The organism is Ramlibacter sp. 2FC, from assembly GCF_005503345.1.
GTDB lineage: Bacteria > Pseudomonadota > Gammaproteobacteria > Burkholderiales > Burkholderiaceae_C > SCMQ01.
The window spans coordinates 28,370-43,857 of record NZ_SCMM01000019.1; the positions used below are offsets into that span (position 1 = coordinate 28,370).

The following is a 15,488-nucleotide window of genomic DNA, read 5'->3' on the forward strand; positions in this document are numbered from 1 at the left end:
GCCGGCGGCTATAGCGGGCAGCCCGGCCGCGCTACTGGCGCCAGATCTGAATAGTTACAACTTCACCATATTGATCAGACCACCATCTACAGGAAGCACGACGCCGTTGACGTACTTTGACTCGTCTGATGCCAGGAATAGGCTGGCACTCGCGATGTCCCATACCTCTCCCTGTCGCCCCGTGGGAGACATGGCGTCTCGCTTGCGCCACATCTCCTCCAAATCCCCGCCATACAGCGCCGTGTTGTTCTGCTCGACGATCGGGGAGCGGATGAGCCCGACCAGTACCACGTTAGAACGGATGCCCTTCGATGCGTATTGGATCGCAATCTCTCGCGACAGACCAATGACGGCCGCTTTCGAGGCTGCATATGCCAGCTTTGGAAATGGAATGGTTCGCACCCCATTGATGGATCCCACATTCACAATCGACCCGCAGCCTTGTCTCTCCATGTGGGGCAATGCGTACTTGGAGGTCAGGAACATGCTTTTCGCGTTGATGTTCATCATGCGGTCCCACTGATCTTCGGGATAATCCACGGGACCGCCCGAGTTCGTAATGCCGACGTTGTTGTGCAGAACGTCCAGCCGACCGAAGTGAGAAGTGCACGCCTCGATCATTCCGCGACAATCGTCCGCACGAGACACATCTGCGCGAAAAGCCAAGCAATCGCCACCTTCGTTTTGAATCAGCTGGGCGGTGGCCTCCGCAGAAGCCAGATCAATGTCCGCAGCAAGTACCCGTGCTCCTTCACGAGCGTAAACAATGGCACACGCCTTGCCATTTCCAACGCCCTCACCGCGGGTGCCCGCGCCGGTTACGACTACTACCTTGCCATCCAGTCTTCCAGCCATGGCGTTCACCCCACGCGGCGGTTCGCGCCTGCCCAAAACTTGTCACGGATCTCGCGCTTGAGTACCTTCCCGTTCGGACTGCGCGGCAGGCTCGTAACAATGTCGACCGTCTTGGGTGCATGAACCGAACCAAGCACGGATTTCACAAGCTGGACAATCTCTTGCTCGGTCGCGTGCGTCGAAGGCTTGAGCTGGATCACCGCCTTCACTGCCTCGCCCCACTTTTCGTCAGGTACACCGATTACTGCACAGTCTTCCACAGAGGGGTGTTCAGCAATGACGTGTTCGACTTCGGCGCTGAAGACGTTGAAGCCGCCTGTAACGATCATGTCCTTCTTTCGGTCCACGATATAGACGAAACCATGATTGTCCTTGTAGCCGACATCTCCCGTGTGATGCCAACCGAACATGGATACCTCCTCGCTGGCTGCAGGGTTCTCGTAGTACCCGCCAAACACCAAGTCGCCCCGAGCAACGATCTCCCCCCGCTCACCAGGAGCAAGGATGACGCCGTCATCGCCCATGATCTCAACCCTCTGCCCAAGCGTCGCACGACCGCAACTTGCCCAGCGGTCACTACCCTCCGGTGCGTCAGTAATGTCACGCGTCGCAAGGAAGGTTAGAAACATTGGAGCCTCGGCTTGTCCGAATGACTGACAGACGACAGGGCCAAACACCTCCATGGCCTCTTTCAACTTCGCCGGAGCGACAGGCGCCGCGGCGAGAACGATTGAGCGCAAAGAGCTGTAGTCAAACTCATGAACGCGCGGATGGGCCAGGAGGTTGTACAAGACCGTCGGGGGAATGTAGAAATGCGTGACCTTGTGGCGTTGTATCGCATCAAGGATGCTCAAGGCATCGGCCGATGGAAGGACCACATTGGTAGCTCCCTCCGCCATCATCATGAGTGCGACAACACCTGCGCCGTGGGTCATGGGCGCTGCAACCAGGTGCACCGCGGGCCGGTCCGTAGGCAGGCATGCCCAGAACGCCTTGATAGCAGACTCCCATGTCCGCTGAGTCCACATGGCGGCTTTGGATAATCCCGTGGTTCCGCCGGTCGGAAAAACCGTTTCGATGCGACCTGATTCGTCCAGGGGCTCTGGCGCCGGCACCTTTGCCTGGGCAATGAATCTATCAAAGGACATGCCGATGGAATCTTCCTGGCTCTGCTCTATGCACACCAGATGTTGCAGTGTTGGCACCGTGTCCCGAAGCTCTCGTACCTGGCCCTCCAGCGATGGATGGAAGAACAAGACCGTGCACTTTGTTGTGCGAAGAAAAGCGGCGTTGATGGCCACCGGGTTTCGCATGTTGATGGGGACCCATCGCCGCCCCGCTCTGAAAATCCCGATCATGGCGCAAAAGGCTCGCGGATCGTTTGGGCTGTAGATAGCAACGTTCGCATCGCCATCGCTTACCGCATGCAGCCCGGCGGCAATTTTTTCAGCCAAGGTATCCACCTGCGCGTAGGTGCATGCCCCGTTGCCGTCCGCATCCACGAACGCGATACGGTCGGGCGCACTCAGAAGGCCGCGCCGGAAGAAGTCGATGAGTCTCATTGCAGAAGTCCAAAATGCTACAGGTAACTTGTAGTGTATCGAGCCGCGCAGGGGGCGCATCTTGGGGAAACTACTGGTACAAGCTACTTGTTATATATGCCTTAATCATCCACCAGAAGCTCTTTTAGAGAACCCTTTTTCAACTCTGTTGCGAAGAGCTTTAGGCTCGATTAACGCTTGGGGTCATTCCCACAGGAGACTAAGTATGAAGAGACGTTCTGTCCTCGCCTTGCCTTTGATGGGCGGCATTGCTCCGCTGCTGTCCAGGGCGCAAGGCACCTTTCCTGACAGGCCGATCAGGCTAGTTGTTCCTTTCTCAACGGGAACCGCGTTGGATCTCGCTGCGCGCATGATGGCGGAGGGCGTCAGCGAAGAGATTGGTGGATCAATCGTTGTAGACAACCGTCTCGGAGCGTCCGGCGTGATCGGAACCGACGCAGTTGCGAAGGCCGTGGCAGACGGCTATACCCTCCTCTTCACCGCGCCCGCGCACTACATCAATCAGTTCGCATTCGCGTCGCTTCCCTACGATGCGGTGAAGGATTTCCGCCCTGTCACCAAGATCAGCAACGCGCATTTGGTGATGGTTGTCGGTAAGAGCTCCCCTTTTTCGAACGTCAAGCAAGTGATCGAGTACGCCAAGGCGAATCCGGACAAGCTGCGATATTCATCCAGCGGACAGGGAGGCACTATCCACCTGGCGTTCTCGCTGTTCAATTCAATGGCGGGGACACGAATAGAACACGTCCCGTACAAGAGCGGAGCTCAAGCCCTCACCGACGTGATTGCCGGTCACGTCGACATTACGTTCACAGCAGTGGCCAGTGCGTTGCCGCATGGAAAACAAGGGACACTGAAGCTCTTGGGCGTGAGCGGCCTTCAACGTTCGCGCGCAATGCCGGACGTGCCGACCATCTCCGAGTCAACGCTGCCAGGTTTTGAGCTGACATCATGGGGTGGCACCCTTGCTCCACATGGAACGCCTGATGCCATCGTGGAGAAGTTGAACGCAGCAATGGTCAAGGTTGGCCAACGCCCCGAGTTTCAGTCGAAACTTGTCGCTATGGGTGTCGAACCCGACGTCCTGAACACGGCGGCGTTTGCCCGTCAGATTGATGTGGAGGTGCCTAAGTGGAGGCAGTTGACCGATATGACCGGCGTGGCGAAAACCATGAAGCAGTGATTGCCTTTCTTTCAAGTACACAAGCCATGAAAACCCTCCTCCCTCTGTTGATTGCCGCCGCATGCGCTACAACGACCACAACCGGCTTCGCACAAGACTCCTTTCCATCGCGTCCGGTGAAATTGATCATTCCTTATCCCGCTGGCGGTGGCGGAGACATCCTGGGGCGTGCGATGGCACAGGCTTTTAGCAAATCGACTGGACAGGCTATGGTCGTTGAGAATCGAGCAGGCGCCAACGGCATGATCGGCGCTGCGGCGTGCAAGAACGCGCCTCCGGACGGATATACCTATTGTCTACCGGTCTCTGACGTGATGGCCATCAATCCTCATGTGTATAAGACCGTCCCTTACGATCCTGCACGCGATTTTGTCGTGGTTGCGCCAGTAGCAACGGTCATTCTGGCCTTCGTCGCCAACAGCTCCGTGCCGGCAAGCAACTTAAAAGAACTGGCAGCATGGTCGCAGTCGAACAAGGACAAGGCAAACTTCGCGACGTGGGGCATCGGTAGTGCAGCGCACTTGTCCTTGACCGCTTTCAATAAGACGATGAATGGTAGCCTCACCAATGTGCCGTACCCAGGCGTGCCGCAAATGCTGCAGGCGACCCTGAGCAATGACGCAAGTGCTACATTGCTTTTCTACGGACCCATCGCACAGTACATAGATGCGGGGCGCCTCAAACCACTTGCTATCCTGGGCGACAAGAGATATCGCGCAATGCCCAATGTGCCGACCGTCAGCGAGCAAGGCTTTAACTTCACGCCCACCGTTTACTACGGTGTCTATGCGCCGACGGGAACACCCGCGCCCATCTTGGCACGCATGAGCCAGCTCATCGGGTCGGCCGCGGCCGACCCAGAGGTAAGGAAAATCATGGACGCTGCGGGCTTTGCTCCTCTGGAGGAGTCGAACCAGGCTTTCGCCGAACGGGTTGCGCGCGACCGCGCAACCTGGGGTCCGATTGCCAAATCTCTAAATCTCGCGTTAGAGTGAAGCCACAGAAGGAGGCGAACGCTTCCTCGCTCTAAACTACGCCGCATGCCCAAAAATCAGACCGAAAAAGCAGACGTCGTGAAGACTTCCAAGCAGTTGGAGCCTTCCGCCCATCAGCTAAAGCAACTGATACACAAGGGGTTGGTGTTGCACTTCATGGTGCAGCTCAGCATTGGCGAAGACGCCGACGCTCGCCTGGGTACAAGTTCCATGGGCCGTGTGCATCACCGAATCCTTTACTTTGCGCATTTCACCCCAGGCATCACGGTCAGTGAGCTTCTGGCGGTGCTCTGCGTCAAGCACCAGAACATCCAGGCCGCGCTTCGGCAATTGGTGGAAGAGGGCTACATCTTGACGCGTGCCTCAGCGGAGGATGGTCGAGTCAAACGTATCTACTGTTCGCGCAAGGGCGACAAGTTGCTTGAGTTTGTTTCGGCAGGCCAGCGCGAGCGGATTCAGCGAGGTTATGACAGCGTAAGCGCTAGGGACCTCCAAAGCTACTTCAAAGTGATGGAAGCGATGCTCGATGATGATCGACGAGGATGGGTTCAGCGCCTGACCGAACTCGATGACCCCTCCGAGTCCGTCTGAGTCACTTCTGAAAAACGGCGACGGCGTGCATAGATGGGCCATCGGAATAGATCTACTGTATGACCACACTGCCCTTTGTTCCCGAACAGCCGGACTCTGAACAAGTGAGTGCAGTCTTCGATAGATTGCGTCATCGTTGGCAAGGGGCCCCCGTCCTGCACTTGTATCGCCTACTGGGCTGGTCTCCTGGACTGATCGGGCCTTGGCTGGATTTTTCCAGTGCCCTACGTTTTCGCCTTACGATTTCTCCAGCATTGCGTGAGCTGATGATTGTGCGCTCGGGACAACTCCTCGCGGCTGAGTACGAGTGGAAGCACCACTGGGTGATTGCCAAGGAGGAGGGAGTCTCCGAGGAAAAGCTTCAGGCACTTGCCCATTGGCAAACCAACGCTCTGTTCGATGCCGACGAGCGTGCGGTCCTTGCATTAGCCGACGATACGGCAGCGGGAACCGGGGCGTCCAAGGCGACGATGCTTCAACTTGCTGAGCGCTTCTCCAATGAGCACGTCACGGAATTCGTGGTCACCGCCAGCTTCTATGCCGGCGTTGCTCGAATAGTCAACTCGTTTGATGTGCCGCTGGAGCCTGGCTTTGAGTCGATGACTCCCCGGGACGACTAGCGAAATCATCGCTCATAGATCGCCACCGCACATACGGCCTCTTCCAGGCCGATGATGCCCCCTCCATTCTGCTGCAGACCAACGCGGGCATTTCGAACTTGAAGCTCCCCCGCCTCACCACGCAACTGATTGACGATTTCGTGGCACATGGAAAGACCGGTGGCACCGATCGGGTGTCCCTTTGACACCAGACCGCCCGACGGATTGATGGCAACCTTGCCGTCAATAGCGGTCGCACCAGAAACCGCGAAGGGCCCGCCTTGGCCATCAGGGCAAAAACGCATCATTTCCGTCTGATAGATCTCACAAAACGATGTGGCGTCATGCACTTCTGCCAAGTTCACTTGATCAGGGCTGATGCCTGCCTGCTTGTAGGCTTTGTCCGCCGCGGCTCGGGACAGACCTGCCTCTCGCTCTCCCCGGTACTTGCCGCCAGAAAGCGCCAGCGCACGAATCTTGACGGCCCGCTCGCGAACACTGGCCGGCTGTGTTTGCAGGAACCGCTCTGAGCACAGAACTGCGGCTGCAGCACCGTCACCGACGGGTGCGCACATCGCCCGCGTGAGCGGGTTTGAGACCATGCGGTCGTCCAGGACCTGCTGGGCTGTCATGGCAAACCGATACTGGGCCAGTGGGTTCAGGCTACCGTTGGTGTGACTTTTTGCGCAGGCCGCAGCAATTTGCTCGGATGTGGTGCCATAGAGCTTCATGTGAAGCCTTGCTTGCATTGAGTAGGTGTCCATCGCGACAGATCGATCTGGCGACATCTCAAAGGGCTGATCCAGTCGTTCTCCGATCTCGCTGTAGTGGCGGATCCACTCCTGCGGGTCCAGTTGGTCCGCTCCCTTGCCAAACTCGGGCAATATCGCAGACGGGTTCTTCTGGTCGTACAGCTTCTCGACACCGACGGCAACCGTCACTTCGGCATCGCCAGCCCGTATTTCCTTGTAGGCGCCATTGAGTGCCAAACTGCCCGTGGCGCAAGCGCCCTCGACATTGATCACCGGCGCGCGATCACGAAAGAGACCTTCGCGAACCAGTGGAATGAAGGAGACATTGCCCCTCACCATGGGTTGACCCCAGTAGTGCATCACGCAGTTGCCAAACCAAGCGGCTTCAATCAACAGGGGATCGACAAGCCCGGCGTCCTTCACTGCGCCAAGGTATGCCTCACGGGTGAGCTCCTTGAATCCCTTTTCAGGCCAGCGACGAAATGGGGTTGAGTAAGTTCCAAGAATGTAAACAGCTTCTGACATCGCGCACTCCAAATGGCGACCTTCACCGTCGGATTGACGGACGAGGTCTGATACGGCAAATAATACAACCAACTTGTGTTAATTGACTTTTTTTCCGCGTGGAGAAGGCGCTACTTGCAACTCCGCAGGAACCTCGTTGAGCCGTGCTTGCCTGGGAAACTGAACCACGACCAACAGGGAGTTCGAAGCCATCGTCACCAAATGCGGAGCCGCCTCGGGCGGCGCCCAGTACAGGCACGATTCCTCTGGTAGATCGGTCGTTCCTTCGCTGAACTTGCCCCGTATTACCACGTAGAATCTACCGCCTCCGCTATCTTTCTCTGGACACGCCACAGACTCTCCTGCTTGGGACGTGCAGGCCCACGCGGCCAAACCATCCTCTCGCAATTCCAGAAGCGTCTGCCATCCACGAGCAGGAGCCGCCGGGTTGAGAGAGGCCCACTTTTGTTCCTTGAAGATGCCGAGGGTCATGGCCGTGCGAGCCTCTGGCAAGTACCAGGCGCCTTTCTCTGTGAGAACGCGAAGCGTGAAGTAGTCGAGTCCTTCTTCGCCAGCCCGCGTAGGGCCATAGCCCGACTGAGGCGATGTGTAGTGCACGCTACCAGGCTGCAGAATATGTGACCCTAGCGTTCCTGATCCGCGCAGAACGACCTGGAACTGGTGCTGCAGGTGAAAGTGAACGGGCAGTGACCAGCCCGCCGCCTGACGTGCAATCAGGGCTTGCGGACCGGGCGGTTCACCCGGTGAGGTCTCGAAGAGAAAATCTGCCTCTCCACGGAAGTTTCCTTCATCGAATCGCATGCGACGTCCAGCGGACCGAGCGTCCTCGACAAGGCCAATACAAGTGCCCATACAAATCCAATCCCTCGAAATGTGGTCAACATGTGACGCGGCGAGAGCCATATGCCACAATGAGATTGTATGAATTGTGTGCGCAACGCAAACCCCTGAGAATCCCTAATGAAACTCTGCACTTTTGCTCTTGCATCGCCTCTGGGTGAGCTGCGCCGGGTCGGTGTGGTGGTCGAAGAAGGCATCGTCGATGCGACAGCTGCCCGTATCGCATTGCTTGAGAATACGTTGCCTTCGCCAGCCGCTCGACGGGTGGGCGAAGCCCAGGTCCCAGCTGACATGTTGCAACTGATTGGATCTGGCGCCGAGGCGATCCAGTGGGTTCGAGAAGCAGTGGCACACGTGCGCAAGAGTGGGCAGGAGGCGACGAGTGGCGGTGTTTCGGTAATTCACGCACCGAATTGCGCGCGCTTGCTCGCGCCCATTCCGCGGCCTCCAGGCATCGCATGCTTCATCACATGGCGCGCGCACGTCGAGGACAGCAACGACAAGGGCTACACGATGCTCAAATTCCCTGAGCCTGGAAGTGACCTTCGCGCGTACTACAAGGCAAACCCCGATGCTGTGGAGGGTCCAGGCACGTGTATACCGAGGCCACCCTACGCGACGTATACAGATGTCGAGTGCGAAATGGCGGCTGTGATTGGCACCGGAGGAAAAGACCTTTCCATCGATGAGGCTCGCGAAGCCATCGTGGGCTTCACCATCTTCAACGACGTCAGTTATCGCGAAATCCAGTTGCGTGAAATGGCGTTCGGCCTGGGCCCCACCAAAGGAAAAGACGCGGACCAAAGCAATGTTCTAGGCCCCTGGCTGGTCACAGCCGACGAGGTTGGGGATCCGCACGATCTGCGGATGTCATTCGAGGTGAACGGCGCACCCGTGAGCGGTTACCACACGTCCGGTATGGCCTGGAGCTTTGCCGACCTCGTGTCCTATCTTTCAAAGGGTCAGACCTTGCATCCTGGTCAATTGGTGACCAGCGGGGCATTCCCTGGCGGCTCCGCGCTAGACGCGAACATTCGTCTGAGTAGAGGGGACATTGTGGAGATGCGTATCGAAAAGCTTGGCAGTCTTCAGAACATCATTGGCTAGGTTACAAATGGACTTCCAGAAAACCGTCGGCAGCAACTGGCTCGGCCGCACGGAACGCGTCCTCCAGTTTGGCGAACTGCTGGGAAAGAAGGCGCCTGCAGCATCCATATATTCAGTGTATTGAGAAAATACAGCGTATGAATGAACGGTCACGGTCCAGGTTCGCCACTTCCTTTGGTTTGGACGATAAGAGGCTGGCAATTGGCTCACACTATGCGCAAGCGAAAAGCCAGGCCTTGCCGGAAAGCAGCGGAAGTGGGTGGAGTCAATGACGACGGCCTCTTGACGCTGTCGTTAACGTAGACCACATCCGCAATGCTTGGGCTGACTGCTGTGCTCGCGTTACTTGATGGGGTGATCTCAATTTCGGTGCGGAAAGTCGGGTTAGCAGCCGAGGGTTAACCCGCATTCGCTCAAACCTTCTGGAACCAACGAGAACAATTCCGTAGACTCCAACAAGGCTTGGAACTGCGCAGGCCATGGGGAGAACCAGCTTGCCAGGCTTCTATCTGCGTTTTGTCGGATCCGACACCCTTCCCAAGTCTCTGTCCAGGCGCGAGGTCGAAGAATGCTTTGGACTGAGCGCTGAAGACATCCACGAGCTTCGCCCGCCCCGCTTCCGGGGTACAGCTCGGCTTGGCGCGGCCGTTCAACTGGTAATGCTGCGCGCCACTGGACGACACCCAGATGCCCTCTCAGGCCTGCCACCCGTGCTGCTGCGGCACCTGACATCAACACTGGGCATGAGCGCGACGGACATCGCATCCGTGACGTCGCTGTACAAGGACCGGGCCACCCGCTTCGAGCATCAGCTTTGGGCACGGCAACGCGTTGGCTTCGCGGTTGTGGACGACACCACAAAAGCACTGCTTGCCGATGCCCTGCGCGAGCTTGCCACCACTGCGGTTTCGGTGAACGATCTTGTGCATCAGTCGGAGCACTGGCTTTTCGACCGCCGCCTCGTGCTGCCTGGCGATCGAAACCTCAGGGACATGGCCCGCACGGCATTTGCCGACCAGGAGAATGCGGCGCTCGAAACGATTCGCATAGGCGTGCCGCGCGAGCACATCCACAGGGCGCTTTTGCACACGTTCTCAAAACGATCTGGACCGGGTGGGCACACCGTGCTGGATTGGCTGCGAACGCCACCGGGCAAGCATGGCCAGCTCACCCTGAGCGAGGTCACCAAGAAAATCGAGTGCCTGAAGGCATTGCATGTCCACGAATGGAAGCTGTCGGCGATTGCGCTGAACCGGTTAAAGGCCTACAGCCAGGAGGTGGTCAATCGAACACCATCAGCAACAAAGAACCTGTCCCCCGAACAGCGCGAGTTGGAGATGGTCTCATTCCTGCACGTCACTTTGCTTGAGCAGACCGACCTGGCTGCGGAGATGGGTGCGCGACGCCTCACCGATCTCTACCGCAAGGCTTCCGGCAAGGTGCTCAAGAAGCAAGCCGACAGCTCCGTCGATTTACGCGCTGAGCGGGTGGAGCTCAAAGAGGTCCTCTACGACAAGAAATTGACCGCCGAGCAAATCGTCGCCGCGATGCGCAAACTTGTGCCGCAAAACGAGCCCGACTTCGCAGGCACGCGTGCCCAGTTGGTTCGCGAAGCACTGGTGAAGGAAGAGGCACCGCGTGTCTCAGCGCTCCTCAACTCACTGGGCATCCTGGAGATCAGAGGCGAGGCGTCGGACAAGGCGCTGAGGCAACTCAAGTTGCTGCGCGATCTGGCCAAACGGGGTGCAACCAGCCTGCCTGAGGGACTCGACGTTTCTTTTGCCGACCCCGGCTGGCATCTGTTGTTGCAGAGCCCAGACCGCAAGCTCGCGCTTGCTGCACTGAAGGTCAGTGCAGCAACGGCACTGCGCAAGGCCATCAAAGGCGGAAAGCTCTGGCTGGCGCACAGCGGCAGACACCGCAGTCGCGCCGATCAACTGATGTCTGAGCCGGAATGGGCGCAAAAGAACATGTCGCTCATCCGGGCGCTCAGCCTCACCGACGATCCCTACAAGTTCCTGGAGCGGGTGTTGGAGCGCGTCGACGCCGGCCTGGCCCAACTCGCCAAAGCTGTCGAGGAAGGCGCGCTCACCATCGACAACCAGGGACACATCAGCATCGCACCCATCCAGGCGCTTGAAGTCGAACCCCAGGTCACGAAGACCCGCGAAAGCATGTTCAACATGATCGGCGGCGCCCAGTTCGGGAACATGCTCGTTGAGATTGATGCCAAAACCCGCTTCAGCCAAGCGCTGCTGGGCCGTATGGCCAAGGATATTGGTGAGCTGAAGGCGGTGTACGGCGCCCTGTACGCGCATGGGACGGAGAACAACGCCAAGGGGGTATGCGCCATGATCCCCGGCCTGCAAGTCTCTCAGATTACCATGGCCATGCGCGCCTTGGAGGCCAGCGGCCGCCTGCGGGAGGCCAACACACGCATCATTGATTTTCAGCAGAGCATGCCGATCGCGATGCTCTGGGGCCAGGGCGACAAGGCATCCTCCGATTCGATGACGCTCGATACCTCGCGGCACCTGCACTCGGCGCGCATGGAGTACCGCCGCAAACAGCATGGGGTGGGCATCTATGTGCACATGCTGGACACCTGGGCGCTGTTTCACGACCAGCCCATCGTCATCAACGACCGGCAGGCCGCGCCAGCGGTGCATGGCGTCGAAGCACACAACTGCACTCGGCGTGAGGACCAGATCCGCCTGTCCCTGCTGGCCGTCGACACCCATGGCTACACCAACGCAGCCATGGCGATCGCCAAGCTGCTTGGCTTCGATCTGTGTGTTCGCTTGCGCCAGTTGTCGGAGCGCAAGATGTTCATGGCCTGGGGCGACGCGCCCCCCGAATCACTGGAGCGGTTGGTCGTGGGCAAGGTCTCGCTGCGAAAGATCCGTGCCGGCTGGATGGAGCTGCTGCGCCTGATCGCCTCCATCCGCCAGGGCCGCCTCACGGCCGCAGAAGCCATCGCCCGCCTGGGCAGCGCCGCCCGGGGGGATCCTGTGCACGCGGCCGCAGACGAGCTGGGAAAGCTTTTGCGCACCGTCTTTCTGTGCGACTACTTCACCATTCCTGAGTTCCGCCGCGAGATGCACGCCCTGCTGAACCGCGGCGAGTCCATCCATCAACTGCAGCGCGCCGTGTACCACGGGCGTGTGGGCGTCTCGCGTGGCCGCCGCGCCGATGAACTGCGCACCATCTCGACGTCCCACACCCTGCTGACCAACGTTGTGATCGCCTGGAACACCATGAAGATGCAGGATGTCGTGGACCGCTGGAAGGCGATCAAGCACCCCATCGAGGACCACTGGATTCGGCGCATCGGGCCGGTGCACTTTGGGGTCTCCTCGTTTTCAGTGCAATAAGTGACGGTACGAAAAGCTAGCACTGGCGCGGAGGTGGTGTTGGTAGATCGTTGATTTCATTGACTTTCCTGTTCACTTTCAAATCTGCGATTCGTGGCGTCAAACCGTGGTCGGTTTCATCCATTGGTGCCAGTTATCGATGCATTTGGCCGCGAAGGCAGGATTTGGTCAGCATAGCGGTCAACCGGGAAGCGAAACACACCCCGCAAGTTGATGCTCTCCAGCCTGGTGGGCGCAATCTTCCCGATCAGTTCCGGTGGAATGACCTGGCGGCGGTTCGACCAGCGATCCAGGACCGCCTGCATCTGTGAGGTATTCCACGCCATCACGATGTTGGCCATCAGGCTCAACGCATCGGCCACAGCCTGCATTTCATCGACACGTTTGGCCTGCGCCGGGCTGATCCGGCCGGTATAAATGGCGCGCTTGAGGGCGTTAACAGCCTCGCCCCGATTGAGCACCCGGCGCAACTCGTTCCTGAAAGCGTCCTTGACAAAGTAGTCAGCCAAAAACGCCGTACGCAGCAACCGCCCCAATTGCACGCCAGCCTCATAGATTGGATCGCCCTGGGCTGCAGAACCGAACCGCGCAAGAGCTGCCACCGCACTGGCATGTCCGCTCATGACCGAGGCTGCCAGGTGCACCAGACTATCCCAATGCTTTTCGATCAAAGCGACGTCGACATTGGCTTCGCACACCGCAGCGATTTCTGCGGGCACTTTGGTGCCGCGTGGCACAAAGAGGTGGCGCTGTTTGAGTTCCTTCAACCGCGGGCAAAGATCAAAACCAAGCAAACGGGCATGTGACATGGCAAAGTCGGTGTAGCCATGGGTATCCACAGCAAGCTGGCTGGTCTCCAGCTTTTCTTGGCGGATGACACCTTCAATGGCCACGCCCGCCTGGCGCTCATTGAGCACAAAGGGCTGCGCATGGAAGATGCCCCACCGGTCTTTTACATGGGAGTAGATTCCAATGGAAGGTGTGTTGCGCCGAGGATCAAGCCGGGCTTGCCACACCCGTTTGGTGGTCTCCATGCTCATCATGTCAGAAGATGCCAAATCGGACCGCCCCCAGGTGGCGGCAATCGGGTGTCGCTGCATGAATTCCAGCACAGCCTGGCAGGCCTGGCTCAGACGCCGTTCGTCCCGCGCCCAGCGCATGGCCTGGCGAATGCTGGTGGCAGACAATTGCGGAATCATGCGCGCGCATTCGACCGCAGTCAGACTGGTGCCGTGGGCCATGATGCCGGCATAGACCATCAGCAGCTCGTCGGTAGAGCGCGGCTCACGTCCGAGCATGATCCAGCTAAAGCGCACCTGGGCGTCAACGGCCAGAATCACTTCCGGCAATTGAACCTCACCGATGCGGTGATCCAAAGCCGCGCGCAGCTTGGTCACTTCTGGGTCTTCGTCCTCTGCGGGCAATGGCGACAAATGGAGTTCATCATCCACGCGCAGTACGCCACTGCGGGCTGCAGCGGCCACCGCATCGACACCGGCAGTTACTCTGGCCAGCAAAGGCTTCAAGAAAGTGGCAGCCTTGCTGGGTAACGATAGACGGGCATAGTGTTTCTTGGACTCTGCCTGCCAACGCTCGTCCGTGAAGAACAAGCGCGCACGACCCCGAAAGCTCAGGCTGTGCTCAATCCAGACCGAGCCATTGCGCACCGCGCGGCGCAGGGCAAACAGGGTGGCCACCTCCAACGCCTGAAACGCCCGTTCCCGGTCTGGGCTGGAGATCGAAACCTGCCAGATCATTCCCAGACTTGGTGCCACCACTTCAACTGGCAGCTTTCTGGATCCTTTGAGATATAAAGCTTGCAGCTTGGCAAGGTACTCGATGGCAGGATGCTCGCCGGTGGCCTGCCAGGGCAGCTTTGCAATGGCGACGAGCAACGACCGCACGGGGCGAATTCCATCAATCAATCCCTCGCGGACCAGGGAGGCCCTGCTCGGTGGTTTGCGTTTCTGGGTTTCGGTGATCAAGGCTTCAAGACGGGCACGCAACTCAGCATCTGGCACCGCACCTTGCGCGCTCAAGGCAACAAGTTCGCCGAGCAGCGTTTTGTACATTGCGGCCCAATTGACGGTAGCGGGGACATCGGCGGCAGCCTGACGCCACAGATCGGCGATCCGGCGCTGCACCATAAGGATCAACTGGTCTGTGGTGGTGAACAGGCAATACCGAAGAAAGCATGCGACCTCCACGGTGCGCGCTGGCTCTTTGATCTTGGCTCCGGCTGAGGGCGGCCTGGAGACAAGTCGGCGCGCGTAGCGGCGCAAGATGAGATCGGGGATGTCTGCCAGGTGCTTATGAACGTCCAGCGTGTAAAGCAGGTCGATGCGCTCCAGTACCTCGCTGATTTGGCGGGTTGAGTGTTTCGCCGGTGCAGCCCATAGCCAACTCTGCTGGGTTTGTCCATCTGGGCGCAGCTCTGACACTGAAGCTCGCCAGCGCTCAAGTGTTGCTGGATCAACGCCGGCGGCGATGGCGGTGCCTGTTTCAACTTCAAGCTGGGCAAGTGCCGCCGCAATCAGTGTCCGAATTGCCCGCTCGTGCACGATCACCAGCTTGTTCTTGTACAGCCATTGACGCGCCCGCACGAGTAGCTGATCGCGGTCGGCGCAGCGCGCCACTCCGTCGCGCAATTCACGTACCAGTGAGCGGCGCTGGTGCTCGCTCATCCACTGGAATCCAAGGACCGTGCAGGCTACTTGTTGGTGATCGAATAGCGTGCGCCCGCGTTCATACATGGCTCTCAGCGAGGCGACTTCTGGTGCTGCAATGCCAAGCTCGTTGCCAAGGTGGCGCCACAAGGCTACTGGAATTACCCGAAAGGCACCGAGCAAACGCCCACTCATGCGCAGGAAACCAATATGGAGCGCCAGACCAAGCTTGTGGGAATCACCTCGGCGTGCATTGATTGCGTCGCGCTCGGCACCATCGAAGGTGAAAAATGCCTTCATCTCGAAGTCGCTGATATCGCGGGGGAGCCCACGCATCCCCAAAAACGTTGTGTGCCAACCCTGCATCGTGAACCTCAAAAGTGGGAGGCCACCATACCCGTTTACAAAGCGAACAGGAAAGTCAATGAAATCAACGGTC

11 protein-coding genes are annotated in these 15,488 nt (G+C 58.6%); 6 read left to right on the plus strand and 5 right to left on the minus strand.

Features of this window, described 5'->3' with window-relative positions:
* Positions 1-54 precede the first annotated feature (54 nt).
* The gene (locus FFS10_RS10370; protein ID WP_137894223.1) at positions 55-855 is read right to left on the minus strand and encodes an SDR family NAD(P)-dependent oxidoreductase; all 801 of its coding nucleotides are present in this window, start codon (positions 853-855) and stop codon (positions 55-57) included.
* Positions 856-860: 5 nt separating this feature from the next.
* Entirely contained in the window at positions 861-2,417 is a 1,557-nt protein-coding gene (locus FFS10_RS10375; protein ID WP_137894225.1) for a class I adenylate-forming enzyme family protein, read from the minus strand.
* A gap of 205 nt (positions 2,418-2,622) precedes the next feature.
* Here FFS10_RS10375 and FFS10_RS10380 point away from each other — a divergent pair, with 205 nt between their 5' ends.
* The 4 genes from FFS10_RS10380 (at position 2,623) to FFS10_RS10395 (ending at position 5,806) form a co-directional block, all read left to right on the plus strand.
* Positions 2,623-3,600, plus strand: a complete 978-nt coding sequence (locus FFS10_RS10380) for a Bug family tripartite tricarboxylate transporter substrate binding protein (protein ID WP_137894227.1) — start codon at positions 2,623-2,625, stop codon at positions 3,598-3,600.
* 26 nt (positions 3,601-3,626) lie between these two features.
* A complete protein-coding gene (locus FFS10_RS10385) occupies positions 3,627-4,595 on the plus strand; it encodes a Bug family tripartite tricarboxylate transporter substrate binding protein (RefSeq protein ID WP_137894229.1) in 969 nt (322 codons plus the stop codon).
* Positions 4,596-4,673: 78 nt separating this feature from the next.
* A complete protein-coding gene (locus FFS10_RS10390; RefSeq protein ID WP_171016131.1) occupies positions 4,674-5,186 on the plus strand; it encodes a MarR family winged helix-turn-helix transcriptional regulator in 513 nt (170 codons plus the stop codon).
* Between the two features lie 59 nt (positions 5,187-5,245).
* Positions 5,246-5,806: a carboxymuconolactone decarboxylase family protein gene (locus FFS10_RS10395; RefSeq protein WP_137894233.1), complete on the plus strand. Its 561-nt coding sequence runs from the start codon at positions 5,246-5,248 to the stop codon at positions 5,804-5,806.
* A 5-nt stretch (positions 5,807-5,811) separates the two neighbouring features.
* On the opposite strand, the gene FFS10_RS10400 is transcribed toward FFS10_RS10395, so the two are convergent.
* The gene (locus tag FFS10_RS10400) at positions 5,812-7,062 is read right to left on the minus strand and encodes a thiolase family protein (RefSeq protein WP_137894235.1); all 1,251 of its coding nucleotides are present in this window, start codon (positions 7,060-7,062) and stop codon (positions 5,812-5,814) included.
* Positions 7,063-7,140: 78 nt separating this feature from the next.
* Positions 7,141-7,863: a hypothetical protein gene (locus FFS10_RS10405; protein WP_137894237.1), complete on the minus strand. Its 723-nt coding sequence runs from the start codon at positions 7,861-7,863 to the stop codon at positions 7,141-7,143.
* A gap of 159 nt (positions 7,864-8,022) precedes the next feature.
* On the opposite strand from FFS10_RS10405, the gene FFS10_RS10410 reads away from it, so the two are divergent.
* Positions 8,023-9,009 (plus strand): fumarylacetoacetate hydrolase family protein, encoded by a 987-nt coding sequence (locus FFS10_RS10410; RefSeq protein WP_137894239.1) that lies wholly within the window; start codon positions 8,023-8,025, stop codon positions 9,007-9,009.
* Between the two features lie 494 nt (positions 9,010-9,503).
* Positions 9,504-12,383, plus strand: coding sequence for a Tn3 family transposase (locus FFS10_RS10415; RefSeq protein WP_171016130.1), 2,880 nt, complete (start codon positions 9,504-9,506; stop codon positions 12,381-12,383).
* A gap of 116 nt (positions 12,384-12,499) precedes the next feature.
* Here FFS10_RS10415 and FFS10_RS10420 read toward each other — a convergent pair whose 3' ends face one another.
* On the minus strand, positions 12,500-15,415 hold the full coding sequence (locus tag FFS10_RS10420) for a Tn3-like element IS1071 family transposase (protein ID WP_137894243.1): 2,916 nt from the start codon (positions 15,413-15,415) through the stop codon (positions 12,500-12,502).
* Between the last annotated feature and the right edge of the window lie 73 nt (positions 15,416-15,488).